Raw genomic sequence first — 14,502 nt, 5'->3', positions numbered from 1 at the left:
GCATCGACTGCTCGTCACGTCGGTACCCACTACCCGAAAGGAAACATCATGTTCAAGATCATCCTCGTCCCCACAGACGGTTCTGCGCTATCGGACAAAGCCATCCACGCCGCTATCGAATTCGCCCAATTGACCGGTGCCCGCATCGTCGGTTTGTCGGTTGCGGAACCGTATCCGTACTCGCCGCTGTCAGAAGGCGCCATCACTATCGACTCGACCGCCTATCAGGAAAAAATGCTGGAGATCGCGCGCAGTAACGTCCGGCAGATCGCCGATGCGGCCAGTGCCGCCAATGTCACCTGTGAAACGCACGTGCGTGAATCTTTCAGCCCCTACGAAGAAATCGTCAGCGTCGCCGACCTGCACGGATGCGACGTGGTGTTCATGGCGTCGCATGGACGCAAGGGATTGAACAAGCTGTTCGTCGGTAGCGAGACCCAGAAAGTGCTGGCCCATTCGACGCTGCCGGTCCTGGTGTTCCGCTAGACAGCGCGTGTCCTGCCGGCGGCAACACGGTCGCCGGATCACTTCTTCCTATCCACAACAATCGGACCACGATGGCTTTCCTCCAAGGCAAAAAAATCCTGATCACGGGACTGCTGTCCCGCCGCTCCATCGCGTACGGTATCGCCCAGGCCTGCCGGCGCGAAGGCGCTGACCTCGCGTTCACTTACGTCGGAGCGCGTTTTCGGGATCGGCTCGGCGAGTTCGCCAAGGAGTTCGGCAGCGAGTTGATTTTTGATTGCGATGTCACCAGCGATGACAAAATCAACGCTACTTTTACCGATCTGTCGCAGCACTGGCAACAGCTTGACGGCCTGGTGCATGCGATTGCCTTTGCGCCTGCCGAGGCGATCAGCGGCGACTTTCTGGATGGCCTGTCTCGCGAGGCGTTCCAGATTGCGCACGATGTGTCGGCTTACAGTTTTCCGGCGATGGCCAAGGCGGCACTGCCGATGCTGCGACCCAATTCGGCATTGCTGACCCTGAGTTATCTGGGTGCCGTGCGCATCGCACCGCACTACAACACGATGGGCCTGGCCAAGGCGTCGCTTGAGGCCAGCGTGCGTTATCTGGCGGAATCTCTGGGGCCGAAAGGGATACGCGTCAATGGCATTTCGGCAGGTCCGATCAAGACGCTGGCGGCCAGCGGCATCAAGGATTTTGGCAAGCTGCTGGCAATGGCGTCGCGTGGCGCGCCGCTGCGACGCAATGTCACGATCGAAGATGTCGGCAATGTTGCGGCCTTCCTGTTATCGGATCTGGCAGCTGGGATTACCAGCGAAATCACGTATGTCGATGGCGGGTTCTCGCATGGAATGACGTGCGAACGCACCGACTGATCTGTGTCCAGCCACATCCCGTGTGGCCGGTTCGACTCAGGCGACTATTGCCTGCCACAGTTGTTGCCGCACACCGGTCAACAGGTAATCCATCAACTCCCGCACCGGACGGATTTCACGCCCGAACGGCAGGCTTTCAGAGCCACGGAAAAACAGCCCCCGCTTCATATCTCCGTTCATCGCAAACGCCAGTTGCGTATCGATACAGAACTGCCCCGCCTTGCCATTGCCATCGCGCAGCCCGCATTGTTGCAGGCAATCGAAGCCGACCGTGCATGCCTTGGGGCCGGCCTTGGCCATCAGCTTTGATTCCTTCTCCAGATAATTGATTAGCCAAGGCGTAAGTACCGCCCGCGCCGGCAAACCGGCTACGCTCATGAAAGTGACGATATCGTCAGGACCTGCCTCGACGAGGACTTTCTTGAAGTTGCTATGCGCATCACCCTCCTCGGTCACGGCGAACGGCGAGCCGAGCTGCGCTGCGCTCGCGCCCAGCGCCAGCAACGCGCTGATCTGCTGATGGGTGTGAATACCACCGGCGACAATCAGCGGGATGTTTTCACGCTCGATGCCGAGCTGCCGGAATAATTCCAGTTTTCCTTCCAGCACGGTCGGAAACGCAAAGTGCGGGTCATCGACGCCCTCGATACTCATCGCCCCCAGATGACCGCCGGCGTAGCGCGGGCTTTCGATGACGATCGCGTCCGGAAGCCGGTTCTTGCGCATCCATTTCTTGATGACGAGGGCAATGCCGCGCGTATCCGACAGGATAGGAATGAGGGCCACATCGGGATAACCGGCCGTCAGCTCGGGCAAGTCCAGCGGCAAGCCGGCACCGACTACGATGGCTTCGGCACCGCTCTCGCAGGACTGGCGCACCTGAGCCGCGTACTCGGCCACGGCACGCATCGTATTGACGGCGACCATGCCATTGCCACCGGCGATGGCGCGGGCAGCGGTGATCTCTCGATCCAGGGCGATCAGGTTGACACTATTGATCAACTCCTTGTCGCGTGACTTGCCGGTTTGTGCCATCAGGTCGGCGTGACGACGACGCAAGTCCACGCTGGAAATGGTACCGATCGCACCGAGACTGGCCACCGTGCCGGCCAGCCGATGCGCTGAAATGCCCACACCCATTCCGCCCTGAACAATAGGCAGCAGGGACTTTCCCTTCAAGATAAAACGGGGGAGCGGGCGGGAGGGTAACTGCAGCATGGTGATTGTCCGTTGGCGGTAAGTGATGCGCCAAAGTAGCAAATCGAAGCTGTCGTTCCCTTGATGTGGATCAACCGGTGCCGGATGGAGACCCCGACCGCTCTACTGGATTTCGTCTATCCACGCCATCTGGATCGACTCGAGGATTTTCTCGCCGGACCGGTCCGGTTCGTCGTCGAAGCCGTCGAGCCCGCAGACCCATTGATGCAGATCCGTGAAGCGCACGGTCAGCGGATCGATGTCCGGATATTTGTCGCACAGCTCTTCAGCAATGCGGATCGTGTCAGTCCATTTCATGGCGTGCTCCTTGACGGTGAATCAATGATTTTCGCTGACCTGGTTGATCGTGTATTTCGGGATTTCGATGACCAGGTCTACGTCGCCGACCAGGGCCTGGCACGACAGGCGCGAATTCGCTTCGAGGCCCCACGCCATGTCGAGCAAGTCTTCTTCTTTCTCGCCCGGCTCGCCGAGTGAACGGAAGCCTTCACGGATCACGATATGGCAGGTGGTGCAGGCGCAGGATTTCTCGCAGGCGTGTTCGATGTCGATGTCGCTATCGAGCAGAACGTCGCACAGCGATTTGCCTTTGGGTGCATCGATGACAGCGCCTTCAGGACACAGGACGGGATGCGGGAGTATGACGATTTGTGCCACGGTAATTACCTCAAAAATAAACAGGGTGGGTCAGGAAACCTGGTCCAGCGTCTTGCCGGACAATGCCACACGGACGCTACGATCCATGCGACGCGCGGCGAATTCATCGGTGCCTTTGGCGAGCGCCTCGACGCTGCGCTTGATCACATCCGGATCGTCGCCGGCGGCGACGGCGCGCACCGCGACGATCAGCTCGCGCACCTCGGCCAGCTCGGCGTCGGACAACAGCCCGGCATCGGCTGCCAGCGCCGATTCGGTGGCGAGCACGATCCGTTCAGCATCGACCTGCTCTTCGCGCAATGCGCGCAGCTTCATGTCGATCTCGGCGGACTGGAACGAGTCCTGCAGCATCCGGGCAACCTGCTCGTCAGCCAGCCCGTAGGAGGGCTTGACGGCAATCGATGCCTCGACGCCGGAGCGCAATTCGCGCGCGGACACCGATAGCAAGCCATCAGCATCGACCTGATAAGTCACCCGGATACGTGCGGCACCGGCTGCCATCGGCGGGATACCGCGCAATTCGAAGCGCGCCAGCGAGCGGCAATCAGTGACCAGCTCGCGTTCGCCCTGCACGATGTGCACGGCGAGTGCAGTCTGGCCATCCTTGAAGGTGGTGAATTCCTGGGCGCGGGCGCATGGGATCGTCGAGTTGCGCGGGATGACTTTTTCGACCAGGCCACCCATGGTTTCGATACCAAGCGACAGCGGAATCACATCGAGCAGCAGCCAGTCATCACCAGAGGCGCGATTACCCGCTAGCAGATTGGCCTGGATGGCAGCACCAAGGGCGACGACTTTGTCGGGATCGATATTGGCCAGCGGTGTCGACTGGAAAAAGTCGCCGACACTTTTGCGTACCTGCGGCATGCGCGTGGCACCGCCGACCAACACCACACCATCGATATCATCGACCGTCAGGCTGGCATCGCGCAGAGCCTTACGGCTTGGCGTGAGCGTCTTGGCAACCAGGTGCTGTGTCAGCTTGACGAACTCGGTGGCGCTCAAGGTCAGGTGTACTTCTTCGCCGGATTTAAGGGCGGCATCGATGGATGTCTCGGCCTTAGTCGACAACAATTCCTTGGCTTCGCGCGCCTTGACCATCAGCAGACTGGTGTCTTCGATCGACAGTGGTGACAGTTTGGCGTGCTCAATGATCCAGCACAGCAGGCGATGATCGAAGTCGTCGCCACCGAGCGCAGAATCGCCGCCGGTCGATAGGACTTCGAAGACGCCCTTGGTCAGCTTCAGGATGGAAATGTCGAAAGTGCCGCCGCCGAGGTCATAGACCGCGAAAATGCCTTCGGAGGCATTGTCGAGACCGTAGGCAATCGCGGCCGCAGTCGGCTCGTTGAGCAAGCGCAGTACGTTGAGCCCGGCGAGTGTTGCCGCATCTTTGGTGGCTTGGCGCTGGGCATCGTCGAAGTAGGCGGGCACGGTAATGACGGCGCCGACCAGCTCGTCACCGAGTGCATCTTCAGCGCGCTGGCGCAAGGTCGCGAGTATCTGTGCCGAGACTTCGACCGGACTCTTGACGCCGGCGACGGTTTTCAGTTGCACCATCCCGGGCGAATCAACGAAATCGTAAGGCAGGTTCTCGGCGTGGGCGATGTCCTTCAGGCCACGACCCATCAAGCGCTTGACCGACGAGACGGTATTGCGTGGATCGGCAACCTGCATCGCTTGCGCCGCGTAGCCGATGTTGGCATGGCCATCCGGCAGATAGCGCACGATCGATGGCAGCAGCGCACGACCATCTTCATCGGTCAGCACTTCAGGGATGCTGTTGCGGACAGTTGCCACCAGCGAGTTGGTGGTACCAAGGTCAATGCCGACGGCCAGCCGGTGCTGGTGCGGCGCGGTCGACATGCCGGGTTCTGAAATCTGGAGTAGTGCCATGGGAGTGTCTGTTTATCCTGTTATTGGTTCAGGCGGAGTGTAACGGCAAGCGCATCGGCGAGACCGTTATTGGTCCAGCACTTCGTAGTAATCGGCGATCTCGGCGCGGAATTTATCGAGGAACATCAGTTCGCGCACCACCTGTGCAGCAGCCTCGAAATCGCCACCGTCAAGCAGAGCGGCGATGCGATCGACTTGGCCGTTCCAGGCTTGCCGGAGTTCGTCATCCAGGCGTTCAAGGGCAGCCAGATCGCGCGCTGCGCGTACGTCTTCGAGTGCCTCGCGCCATTCCATCTGCTGCATCAGGAACGCCATCGGCATCGCCGTACTGGATTCGACCTGAAGATCGACACCATTGAGTTCGCACAGATAGGCAGCGCGCTTGAGCGGATGGCGCAAGGTTTGATACGCCTCGTTGGCCCGCGTGGCCCATTGCATTGCGACACGCTTTTCGGCATCGGAACCATTGACAAATTTGTCCGGATGCACCTGACCCTGCACGTCGCGATAGGCCTGATCGAGTGCGGCCATATCGATACCGAATCGCTGGGACAAGTGGAATAACTGGTAATGGTTTTGCATGAACGCTCAAAACAAAAGCCTGTTCGAGCTGCAACAGGCTTGTTCAAATCATGCGCGGGCAGTCTGCTTCAGGCAGCGCACCCACGCACTCTCAAATCCGGAAACTTTCGCCGCAGCCGCACGCATCTTTCACGTTCGGATTGTAGAACTTGAACCCTTCGTTCAAGCCTTCGCGGGCGAAGTCCAGCTCGGTACCATCGATATATGGCAGGCTCTTCGGATCGACAAACAGCGTCACGCCATGCGATTCGAAGATACTGTCTTCCGTAGCGCTCTCATCGACGTATTCCAGCTTGTACGCCAACCCTGAACAGCCGGTTGTGCGAACGCCAAAGCGCAAACCGATTCCCTTGCCGCGACGTTCCATGTAGCGGCTGATGTGCTTGGCTGCTTTTTCAGTCAGTGTGATTGCCATGATGTTTTCTCGCTGGTTGACCTGATTCAGGCTGCTGATGCAATCGTTGCTTCGGCGGCGTGACGGGTCTTGTAATCCAGTACGGCTGCCTTGATCGCATCTTCGGCCAGAATCGAGCAGTGAATTTTCACTGGCGGCAATGCCAGCTCTTCGGCGATCTGGGTATTCTTGATCGACATCGCTTCGTCGAGTGTCTTGCCCTTGACCCATTCGGTGACCAGCGATGACGATGCAATCGCCGAACCGCAGCCGTAGGTCTTGAACTTGGCGTCCTGGATGATGCCGTCGGCGCCGACCTTGATCTGCAGTTTCATGACGTCGCCGCAAGCCGGTGCGCCGACCATGCCGGTACCGATGGTGTCATCACCCTTGTCGAACGCGCCGACATTGCGTGGATTTTCGTAGTGATCCAGGACTTTTTCTGAGTATGCCATTTTGATGCTCCTTGAAATTACGCCGCTTGCGGGTGATCCCGCAAGCGATGAGTGATTAGTGTGCCGCCCACTGAATCGAGCTAATGTCGATCCCTTCCTTGTGCATGTCCCACAACGGCGAGAGATCACGCAACTTGGCGACTTTTTCCTTGATCAGGTTGATCGTGAAGTCGATGTCTTCATTGGTCGTGAAGCGCCCGAACGTGAAGCGGATCGAACTATGCGCCAGTTCGTCGCTGCGTCCGAGAGCACGCAACACATACGATGGCTCCAGACTGGCCGAAGTACAGGCCGAGCCGGACGAGACCGCAATATCCTTGATCGCCATGATCAGGGACTCGCCTTCGACATAGTTGAAGCTGACATTGAGGTTGTGCGGCACGCGATGCGCCATGTCACCGTTAATGTAGACCTCTTCCATCTCCGACAGGCCTTTGGCCAGACGATCCCGCAGTGCGGTGATACGGATGATTTCTTCATCCATTTCTTCACGGGCGATCTTGAATGCCTCGCCCATGCCGACGATCTGATGCGTTGGCAACGTGCCTGAACGCATGCCGCGTTCGTGACCGCCGCCGTGCATTTGCGGCTCGATACGGATGCGGGGCTTACGGCGGACATACAGTGCGCCTATGCCTTTCGGACCGTAGGATTTGTGCGCCGTAAATGTCATCAGGTCAATCTTGGTTTTCTCAAGATCGATCTTCATTTTGCCAGTAGCTTGGGCGGCGTCGCAGTGGAACACAATGCCTTTCGAGCGGCACAGTTCACCGATTTCGTCGACTGGCTGAATCACGCCGATTTCATTGTTGACCAGCATGACCGAGACCAGGATGGTGTCCGGGCGGATCGCCGCAGCAAGCTGCTCGATCGTGATCAAGCCGTTGTCCTGTGGTTGCAAATAAGTGGCTTCGTAGCCTTCACGTTCCAGATCACGCACCGTGTCGAGCACTGCCTTGTGCTCGGTCTTGACGGTGATGATGTGCTTGCCTTTGGTCTTGTAAAAGTGGGCTGCACCTTTGATCGCAAGGTTGTTGCTCTCGGTGGCGCCCGAGGTCCAGACGATTTCGCGCGGATCGGCATTGACCAGTTTAGCGACTTCAGCACGGGCTTCCTCGACCGCTTTTTCGGCGGTCCAGCCATACATGTGGCTGCGGGATGCGGGATTACCGAACTGCTCGCGCAGGTAGGGAATCATCTTGTCGGCCACGCGCGGATCGATCGGCGTGGTCGATGAATAGTCAAGATAAATCGGGAAGTGCGGTGCCTTGAGAGTGTCAATCAGGCTTTTTTCCAGGGGGGCATTCATTGTCTTACGCTCCAATCAAGAAACAACGTGGGACCGATGTAGCACCACTACGTTTTGTTCAATATTTTTTTGTCGCTGCTGATCCACCAGATCTTTCAGTGAAACAGAATCGAGGTACTCCACCATCTTTGAATTCAGGGTCGACCATAAATCATGGGTCATGCACCGCGTACCATTTTCAGCAGTTGAGCTGCGGCAATTTTCTTTGCCACCGCACTGCGTTGAATCCAGCGGTTCATCGACTGCAATGATGATGTCCGCTACTGTCACGTCTTCGGCCCGACGCGCCAGATTGTAGCCCCCGCCTGGACCGCGCACTGATTCGACGATTTCGTGTCGACGCAGCTTGCCGAACAATTGTTCGAGGTACGACAGCGAAATTTCCTGGCGCTGGCTGATGCCCGAGAGTGTCACCGGACCGCCGCTCTGCCGCAGGGCCAGATCAATCATTGCAGTCACCGCGAAGCGGCCTTTAGTAGTTAATCTCATGTTTCGTAGTCCCCGAAGTCAGCCATACAGGAAAATCCTGAGTAGTTGATCAATTTTGTCGAGTATAACAAGGTTGACCGTTTTCGTCAGGTATCCATTCTAACGGCTCGCTGGATTTCTCGCTGGCAACTGCAACAATTGCATCGGAGCGAACAATTTCTGCATGGTGCTGTTTTCAATGAAGGACAAATTGTAGGGATGCTCGGCCGCCAAACGCGGAAAAGCGTCGATGCCGGGCAAGTTGTCGAGCTGCGCTGCAATCTTCCCCCACAGCACCAGCGTTGGCGGGTCAACCTGATCGGCGAGCGCGGCGAATACCGTCGTCAGGAATGGTAACCAGGCGCGTGCATCACGCAGAGGCGGCACATGAGGTCGGAATACCAGCGCTGCGTTGAGCAACAAAAACCCTTGTTGCGTCAGATTCTGCTGCAACTGCGCCAAGGTCCGGATGCGATCGGCTCCGGGCTGAAGCGCTTGTGCACCGGCCACCATCATCGCTTCGCCTGAAGTCTGTCCGGATGCCAGCGTACCGTCGGCCACCAGCAGCATTTTCATAAAGTTACGCAGGGACGTGGCGCGATTGACGGGTTTTGACAAGCCCTTGTCAGACCACAGCAAATCGACTGCGCCATCCATGAAGCACACGCCGGTTGCGCTGGCGGCACGGGGATAAGGCCCCTCCCCGACCAGCACGTAACGCACTGACTCAAATGGTTGGACGAATGCCGACAACAAGCGGCCTTCGGTCGGCAGATAGTCATCCTGCGCGAGCGCCGGCAAGTACGCCGGGTCGGCCAGATCGACGGCTTTTAGCCCTGCCATCAGTATCGGCTGCCACGACGGATCAGCGCGTTCGATGGTGGCAAGGATTGCTGCAGGAATCATGTTATTTACTCAGCATCGATGCAATATTGTCCGATCCGCTGGCCCCAAATAATTGCTCCTTCAACACGCGCAACTGATCGCGGACCTGTGCAGCCTTCTCGAATTCCAAGTTCTTTGCGTGATCGAGCATCAGCTTCTCAAGTCGTTTGATTTCCTTGCTGATTTGCTTCTCGCTCATCGATTCATACTTGGCGGTTTCTTGTGCGACCTGCAATTCCTCGCGCGCTTCCTGCGGGCTGTAGACACCGTCGATCAAGTCCTTGATCTGTTTTTTGATGCCGATCGGCGTGATGTTATTGGCCAGGTTGAATTCAACCTGCTTGTTGCGGCGACGCTCGGTCTCGTCGATTGCGCGACGCATCGAATCGGTGACCTTGTCGCCATACAGAATCGCTTTACCGTTGAGGTTACGCGCCGCGCGACCGATGGTCTGGATCAGGCTACGCTCGGATCGCAGAAAGCCTTCCTTGTCGGCATCGAGGATCGCCACCAGCGATACCTCCGGCAAGTCGAGACCTTCGCGTAGCAAGTTAATACCGACCAGTACATCGAAGGTCCCCAGACGCAAGTCGCGCAAGATCTCGACCCGCTCGACCGTATCAATGTCGCTGTGCAGGTAACGGACCTTGACGCCATGATCACTGAGGAATTCCGTGAGCTGCTCCGACATCCGCTTGGTCAACGTCGTCACCAGCACGCGCTCGTTCTGCGCCACCCGCAGCTGGATCTCGCCCATCAGATCATCGACCTGGGTGCTGGCCGGACGGACTTCGATGGCAGGATCGACCAGTCCGGTTGGCCTGACCACTTGTTCGACGACCTGCCCGGCGTGGGTCTTTTCATATTCGGCTGGGGTGGCCGAGACGAACACGGTCTGGCGCATCTTGCCTTCGAATTCATCGAATCGTAGCGGCCGGTTATCCAGCGCCGACGGCAAACGAAAGCCGTAGTCCACCAGATTGGTCTTGCGCGACCGGTCGCCGTTATACATGCCGCTGAGCTGGCCAAGCAGCACATGCGACTCGTCAAGAAACATCAGCGCATCCGGCGGCAAGTAATCGATCAGCGTTGGCGGCGGTTCTCCAGCCTTGGCACCGCTGAGATGACGCGAGTAATTTTCAATGCCTTTGGTGAAGCCGATTTCCTGCATCATTTCGAGGTCGAAACGGGTGCGCTGCTCGATACGCTGCTCTTCGATCAGCTTGTTTTCCTTGCGAAAAAATTCCAGCCTGTCGCGCAATTCCTCTTTGATGGTTTCAATTGCACGCAATACAGTGGCACGCGGAGTCACGTAATGCGAACCCGGATACACAGTAAATCGCGGGATTTTTTGGCGTACACGCCCTGTCAGCGGATCGAACAGCTGGATGCTTTCGATCTCATCATCGAACATCTCGAGACGCACAGCCAATTCGGCATGCTCGGCCGGAAAAATGTCGATCGTATCGCCGCGAACCCGGAACGTACCGCGACCGAAATCGATTTCATTGCGGGTGTATTGCATTTGAATCAGGCGCGCGATCACGTCACGCTGACTCACTTTATCCTTGGCCCGCAAGGTCAGGATCATCTGGTGATATTCGTTCGGGTTGCCGATACCATAGATCGCCGACACCGTCGCGACGATGATCACGTCGCGTCGCTCCATCAGCGACTTGGTGCACGATAGCCGCATCTGCTCGATATGCTCGTTGATCGAAGAATCTTTCTCGATGAACAAGTCGCGCTGCGGCACATACGCTTCCGGTTGGTAGTAATCGTAATAGCTGACGAAATACTCCACCGCGTTGCGCGGGAAAAATTCACGGAACTCGCTGTAGAGCTGCGCAGCCAGCGTCTTGTTTGGTGCAAAGATAATGGCCGGACGGCCCATCCTCGCAATCACGTTGGCCATCGTGTAGGTTTTCCCTGAACCAGTTACCCCGAGCAAAGTCTGATAGGACAAGCCATCTTCGATGCCCTCGACCAGCTTGGCAATCGCCGTCGGCTGGTCGCCGGCAGGTTCGAACGGCTGGAGCAACTGAAACGGCGAATCCGGAAAGGTGATGATCTTCGATTCGTCGATGCTACTGGTAACTTGAGTTAATTCAGCCATGTGGCGACGACCTTTGGTAAAATTGCGAGCTGCAAACTGGCGTCGACAATTTCTTGTGACGCTGTCTCCAACCCGACTGCAAGCGATCTTGTGCAGCTAACTTTTGATGTTATCACGATGAACGCACCCCTTTCAGCATCCCTATTCACCGCCATTGAGATGGCTCCCCGTGATCCGATTCTGGGCATCACCGAAGCATTCAATGCCGATAAAAATCCCGCCAAAATCAACCTTGGCGTCGGCGTCTACTACGACAATAACGGCAAGGTTCCCCTGCTGGACTGCGTCAAAAAAGCCGAAGCCCTCATGATGGAAAAAGCCGCGCCGCGCACTTACCTGCCCATCGACGGCCTGGCTGCGTACGACAAAGCGGTCCAGGAATTGGTATTCGGTGCCGGCAGTGCCGTCATCACGGAAAAGCGCGCGGTCACTGCGCAAGCAGTCGGCGGTACCGGCGCCCTGAAGCTTGGTGCAGATTTCCTCCAGCGCTTCGCGCCTGACGCCCAGGTCTGGATCAGCGATCCAAGCTGGGAGAACCACCGCGCGCTGTTCGAATCGGCCGGCTTCGTAGTCAACAATTATCCCTACTACGATCCCGCCACACGCGGCGTAAATTTTACCGGCATGCTCGAAGCCTTGCAGACCATGCCAGCAGGATCGATTGTCCTGTTGCACGCGTGTTGCCACAACCCGACCGGTGCGGACCTGACCGATGCGCAATGGCTGGAAGTGATCAAGGTCGTGACAGAACGCGGTTTGGTGCCGTTCCTCGACATGGCCTACCAGGGATTCGGCGACGGTATCGAAGCCGACGGCAAAGTCGTGCGCCAGTTCGCTGCAGCCGGCGGTCCACTGTTCGTCTCGAACTCGTTTTCCAAGTCTTTCTCTTTGTACGGTGAACGTGTCGGCGCACTGAGCATCGTTGCTGTCAGCAGCGAAGAAGCTAGCCGCTTGCTGTCACAACTCAAACGTGTGATCCGCACCAACTATTCGAATCCGCCAGTCCATGGTGGGCAAGTCGTTGCTCTGGCATTGGCGACCCCGGAACTGCGCGAGTTATGGGAAGAAGAACTAGCTGGCATGCGCGTACGTATCCGTGAAATGCGACAGCTGTTCGTCACCAAATTGAAAGAGAAAGCACCGGGCCATGATTTCGATTTCGTCATCAAGCAACGCGGTATGTTTTCTTACTCAGGCCTAACCAAAGACCAAGTCGCCCTCCTCGCCAGCGAGCACGCGATTTACGCTGTCGACACCGGCCGCATCTGCGTTGCCGCATTAAATTCCACCAATATTGACAAGGTGGTTGAGGCCATCGCGAAAGTATTGTAGACTTCGGCCTCGCTGTGAGACGGTACAGGTTTCTCCTCTCACAGCACTGTCAAATGTGGGTAGCTTCTTGGTTTTGAAACTTTTGACAGGCAGCATCTGATCCGCCATAATGCGGCATCTTTTCCCTGATAGCTCAGTTGGTAGAGCGACGGACTGTTAATCCGCAGGTCCCTGGTTCGAGTCCAGGTCGGGGAGCCAGAATACTGAAGGGCCGGTGCGCAAGCGCTGGCCCTTTTCGTTTTGTCCAACGTGACAAAAACGTGACACGCTAGCCCCCTTCCTTTTTCCCTGCAATGCGCGACGCCGCCACCTGCAAGTGCGCCGTCGCGTATTTGGCGTAGCGGTCCACCATCACCCGGGATTTCCAGCCACCCAAGTCTTTCAGCTCATCGCAGGACGTGCCCGCCTGCCGGTGCCACGACGCCCACGTATGCCGCAGATCGTGAAATCGGAAATCGCTCAATTCCGCCTTCCTGATCGCGTTGTGCCACGCGGTATTCGTCACGTCCCACCGTATCGGGTTGCCCTTGTACGTAAAACACGCTTGCGGATGCCGACCAAGCTGCTCTTGCAACACCGTCACCGCATCCTCATTGAGCGGTACCCCGCGCGGCGTGCCGTTCTTGGTCCGGTTCAACCAGGCCGTCTGCCGCTCCAGATCCACCCTGCTCCATTCCAGGCCGGTGATTTCCCGCGCCCGCAACCCGGTTGCCAAGGCAAAGCGGACCAGTGCCGCCAGATGCACCGGGCAAGCCGCGATCAAGCGGTCCGCTTCGCTGCGGGTCAGCCAGCGGTCCCTTTCGACCTCCCCCGCCAGCATGCGAATTTTCGGGAACGTATCAATCCACTGCCATTCGTCCCGCGCCATGTGCAACAAGTTGCGCACCAACGCCAGATAGCGGTTGACGGTCGCCGGCTTGTTACCACGCTTAAGTTCCCCTTGCGCGATAGACCACACCACATCACCGGTGATCTGGTTCAACGTCAGACGCCCCACATACGGGTCGAGACCGCGGCAAATGCGTTGCACGTCCCGAAAGCTGCGCAAACTCGCTTTCAGTTCGAGATACCGAACCACCGCGTCACGCCAGGATCGTTCCGGCCGAATGCCGAAATGGGCCTCGCGATACGCATCAAGGGTCAGCTTGGCGAGGTAGGCTTCGGCCTCTTCGCGGCTTTCAGTCCCAGCGCTTTTGCGTACGCGCTTGCCGTTGGGGAGGGTGACGCTAATCCAGAAGTGTCGGGAATCGTTCCTCCGGTAAATACCAATTTCTCGGGCCATAATCCTTTCTCGTTTTCGGCCCGCCCTCGCTGCTTATGGTTGTCCAGCCACGCGTCCAGGTCAAGCCGGTCGTACACGCTGCGGCGCCCGAAACGCACGCAGGGAATCGCCAGGGTGGCCAGCAGCGTGACCCCGATACCGAGGTAACTCGCGGCGTGTTCGCGCGACAGACAACGTGCCAGCAGCAAAGGCAGGCCCGTCTCGTCCGCCAACGCTTCCTGCGTGGCGTGGCGGTTCTTCGCCGTCGGCAGGAGAGCGTGATGCGGCGTATGCATGAAATTCTCCATAGGTCGTTGATGGTGTTTGTTGGTCGTGCGTTGCCCTATTGCTGATCGGCGCGGGTTGTCGTTCACGTGGGAAGGCAAGCGGCGCCAATCGCTCAGAAAAGACCGCCGGCATCCCGGGCAACATGGATGCGGTCGGTGGATCAACCGCGCGCGTCAGCGCATCTCGCGCTCATGCCGGCAACACGGCATGGGCAAGTCTCAGTCGGCAGGGACTTCACCGCGATCTCCAGAAAAAATGACGAGGTGCCAGCAAGATGGCGATCAGCCGATCGCGTTGC

General features: G+C 57.9%; 16 protein-coding genes and 1 tRNA gene. 4 read left to right on the top strand and 13 right to left on the bottom strand.

Annotation, left to right across the window (positions count from 1 at the left end; genetic code table 11):
- Positions 1 to 48: 48 nt before the first annotated feature.
- Together RHM62_RS10620 and fabI are read left to right on the top strand one after the other, a co-directional pair.
- A complete protein-coding gene (locus RHM62_RS10620) occupies positions 49 to 486 on the top strand; it encodes a universal stress protein (RefSeq protein ID WP_322122076.1) in 438 nt (145 codons plus the stop codon).
- A gap of 71 nt (positions 487 to 557) precedes the next feature.
- On the top strand, positions 558 to 1,343 hold the full coding sequence (fabI, locus tag RHM62_RS10615; RefSeq protein WP_322122075.1) for an enoyl-ACP reductase FabI: 786 nt from the start codon (positions 558 to 560) through the stop codon (positions 1,341 to 1,343).
- Positions 1,344 to 1,379: 36 nt separating this feature from the next.
- Here fabI and RHM62_RS10610 read toward each other — a convergent pair whose 3' ends face one another.
- The 11 genes from RHM62_RS10610 to uvrB form a co-directional block, all read right to left on the bottom strand.
- A complete protein-coding gene (locus RHM62_RS10610; RefSeq protein ID WP_322122074.1) occupies positions 1,380 to 2,561 on the bottom strand; it encodes a nitronate monooxygenase family protein in 1,182 nt (393 codons plus the stop codon).
- A gap of 102 nt (positions 2,562 to 2,663) precedes the next feature.
- Entirely contained in the window at positions 2,664 to 2,858 is a 195-nt protein-coding gene (gene iscX, locus RHM62_RS10605; protein ID WP_322122073.1) for a Fe-S cluster assembly protein IscX, read from the bottom strand.
- A 21-nt stretch (positions 2,859 to 2,879) separates the two neighbouring features.
- Positions 2,880 to 3,218, bottom strand: coding sequence for an ISC system 2Fe-2S type ferredoxin (gene fdx, locus RHM62_RS10600; protein ID WP_009665437.1), 339 nt, complete (start codon positions 3,216 to 3,218; stop codon positions 2,880 to 2,882).
- A 30-nt stretch (positions 3,219 to 3,248) separates the two neighbouring features.
- Positions 3,249 to 5,114: a Fe-S protein assembly chaperone HscA gene (gene hscA, locus RHM62_RS10595; protein WP_322122072.1), complete on the bottom strand. Its 1,866-nt coding sequence runs from the start codon at positions 5,112 to 5,114 to the stop codon at positions 3,249 to 3,251.
- Positions 5,115 to 5,180: 66 nt separating this feature from the next.
- Entirely contained in the window at positions 5,181 to 5,696 is a 516-nt protein-coding gene (gene hscB, locus RHM62_RS10590) for a Fe-S protein assembly co-chaperone HscB (protein ID WP_322122071.1), read from the bottom strand.
- Between the two features lie 91 nt (positions 5,697 to 5,787).
- On the bottom strand, positions 5,788 to 6,111 hold the full coding sequence (iscA, locus tag RHM62_RS10585) for an iron-sulfur cluster assembly protein IscA (protein ID WP_322122070.1): 324 nt from the start codon (positions 6,109 to 6,111) through the stop codon (positions 5,788 to 5,790).
- Positions 6,112 to 6,137: 26 nt separating this feature from the next.
- Positions 6,138 to 6,545, bottom strand: a complete 408-nt coding sequence (gene iscU / locus RHM62_RS10580) for a Fe-S cluster assembly scaffold IscU (protein ID WP_009665433.1) — start codon at positions 6,543 to 6,545, stop codon at positions 6,138 to 6,140.
- 55 nt (positions 6,546 to 6,600) lie between these two features.
- On the bottom strand, positions 6,601 to 7,854 hold the full coding sequence (locus tag RHM62_RS10575; protein WP_322122069.1) for an IscS subfamily cysteine desulfurase: 1,254 nt from the start codon (positions 7,852 to 7,854) through the stop codon (positions 6,601 to 6,603).
- Between the two features lie 15 nt (positions 7,855 to 7,869).
- The gene (gene iscR / locus RHM62_RS10570; protein WP_322122068.1) at positions 7,870 to 8,343 is read right to left on the bottom strand and encodes a Fe-S cluster assembly transcriptional regulator IscR; all 474 of its coding nucleotides are present in this window, start codon (positions 8,341 to 8,343) and stop codon (positions 7,870 to 7,872) included.
- Positions 8,344 to 8,442: 99 nt separating this feature from the next.
- Positions 8,443 to 9,228 carry a uracil-DNA glycosylase gene (locus tag RHM62_RS10565; RefSeq protein ID WP_322122067.1) on the bottom strand — a complete coding sequence of 262 codons (786 nt, stop codon included), beginning with the start codon at positions 9,226 to 9,228 and terminating at the stop codon, positions 8,443 to 8,445.
- Between the two features lies 1 nt (position 9,229).
- A complete protein-coding gene (uvrB, locus tag RHM62_RS10560; RefSeq protein WP_322122066.1) occupies positions 9,230 to 11,323 on the bottom strand; it encodes an excinuclease ABC subunit UvrB in 2,094 nt (697 codons plus the stop codon).
- A gap of 117 nt (positions 11,324 to 11,440) precedes the next feature.
- Here uvrB and RHM62_RS10555 point away from each other — a divergent pair, with 117 nt between their 5' ends.
- Positions 11,441 to 12,655, top strand: a complete 1,215-nt coding sequence (locus RHM62_RS10555; RefSeq protein ID WP_322122065.1) for an amino acid aminotransferase — start codon at positions 11,441 to 11,443, stop codon at positions 12,653 to 12,655.
- 122 nt (positions 12,656 to 12,777) lie between these two features.
- A tRNA-Asn gene (locus RHM62_RS10550) sits at positions 12,778 to 12,853 on the top strand.
- A 70-nt stretch (positions 12,854 to 12,923) separates the two neighbouring features.
- Here the strand turns inward: RHM62_RS10550 and RHM62_RS10545 are convergent.
- The gene (locus RHM62_RS10545) at positions 12,924 to 13,886 is read right to left on the bottom strand and encodes a site-specific integrase (protein WP_322125383.1); all 963 of its coding nucleotides are present in this window, start codon (positions 13,884 to 13,886) and stop codon (positions 12,924 to 12,926) included.
- Positions 13,796 to 14,212, bottom strand: a complete 417-nt coding sequence (locus RHM62_RS10540) for a hypothetical protein (protein ID WP_322122064.1) — start codon at positions 14,210 to 14,212, stop codon at positions 13,796 to 13,798. The genes RHM62_RS10545 and RHM62_RS10540 overlap by 91 nt, the downstream gene beginning before the upstream one ends.
- Between the last annotated feature and the right edge of the window lie 290 nt (positions 14,213 to 14,502).

Source organism: Actimicrobium sp. CCC2.4 (assembly GCF_034347385.1).
Taxonomy (GTDB): domain Bacteria; phylum Pseudomonadota; class Gammaproteobacteria; order Burkholderiales; family Burkholderiaceae_D; genus Actimicrobium.
The sequence above is the reverse complement of the archived record's forward strand: the minus strand, read 5'-3'. Positions and strand labels throughout refer to the sequence as shown.

Excerpts from the sequence above, each read along its gene's own strand:
- RHM62_RS10620 (WP_322122076.1), top strand. The coding sequence starts at position 49 with ATGTTCAAGATCATCCTCGTCCCCACAGACGGTTCTGCGCTATCGGAC.
- iscR (WP_322122068.1), bottom strand. The coding sequence starts at position 8,343 with ATGAGATTAACTACTAAAGGCCGCTTCGCGGTGACTGCAATGATTGAT.
- hscA (WP_322122072.1), bottom strand. The coding sequence starts at position 5,114 with ATGGCACTACTCCAGATTTCAGAACCCGGCATGTCGACCGCGCCGCAC.
- RHM62_RS10565 (WP_322122067.1), bottom strand. The coding sequence starts at position 9,228 with ATGATTCCTGCAGCAATCCTTGCCACCATCGAACGCGCTGATCCGTCG.
- iscA (WP_322122070.1), bottom strand. The coding sequence starts at position 6,111 with ATGGCAATCACACTGACTGAAAAAGCAGCCAAGCACATCAGCCGCTAC.
- fabI (WP_322122075.1), top strand. The coding sequence starts at position 558 with ATGGCTTTCCTCCAAGGCAAAAAAATCCTGATCACGGGACTGCTGTCC.
- hscB (WP_322122071.1), bottom strand. The coding sequence starts at position 5,696 with ATGCAAAACCATTACCAGTTATTCCACTTGTCCCAGCGATTCGGTATC.
- iscX (WP_322122073.1), bottom strand. The coding sequence starts at position 2,858 with ATGAAATGGACTGACACGATCCGCATTGCTGAAGAGCTGTGCGACAAA.
- RHM62_RS10610 (WP_322122074.1), bottom strand. The coding sequence starts at position 2,561 with ATGCTGCAGTTACCCTCCCGCCCGCTCCCCCGTTTTATCTTGAAGGGA.
- uvrB (WP_322122066.1), bottom strand. The coding sequence starts at position 11,323 with ATGGCTGAATTAACTCAAGTTACCAGTAGCATCGACGAATCGAAGATC.
- RHM62_RS10555 (WP_322122065.1), top strand. The coding sequence starts at position 11,441 with ATGAACGCACCCCTTTCAGCATCCCTATTCACCGCCATTGAGATGGCT.
- RHM62_RS10540 (WP_322122064.1), bottom strand. The coding sequence starts at position 14,212 with ATGCATACGCCGCATCACGCTCTCCTGCCGACGGCGAAGAACCGCCAC.
- RHM62_RS10575 (WP_322122069.1), bottom strand. The coding sequence starts at position 7,854 with ATGAATGCCCCCCTGGAAAAAAGCCTGATTGACACTCTCAAGGCACCG.
- iscU (WP_009665433.1), bottom strand. The coding sequence starts at position 6,545 with ATGGCATACTCAGAAAAAGTCCTGGATCACTACGAAAATCCACGCAAT.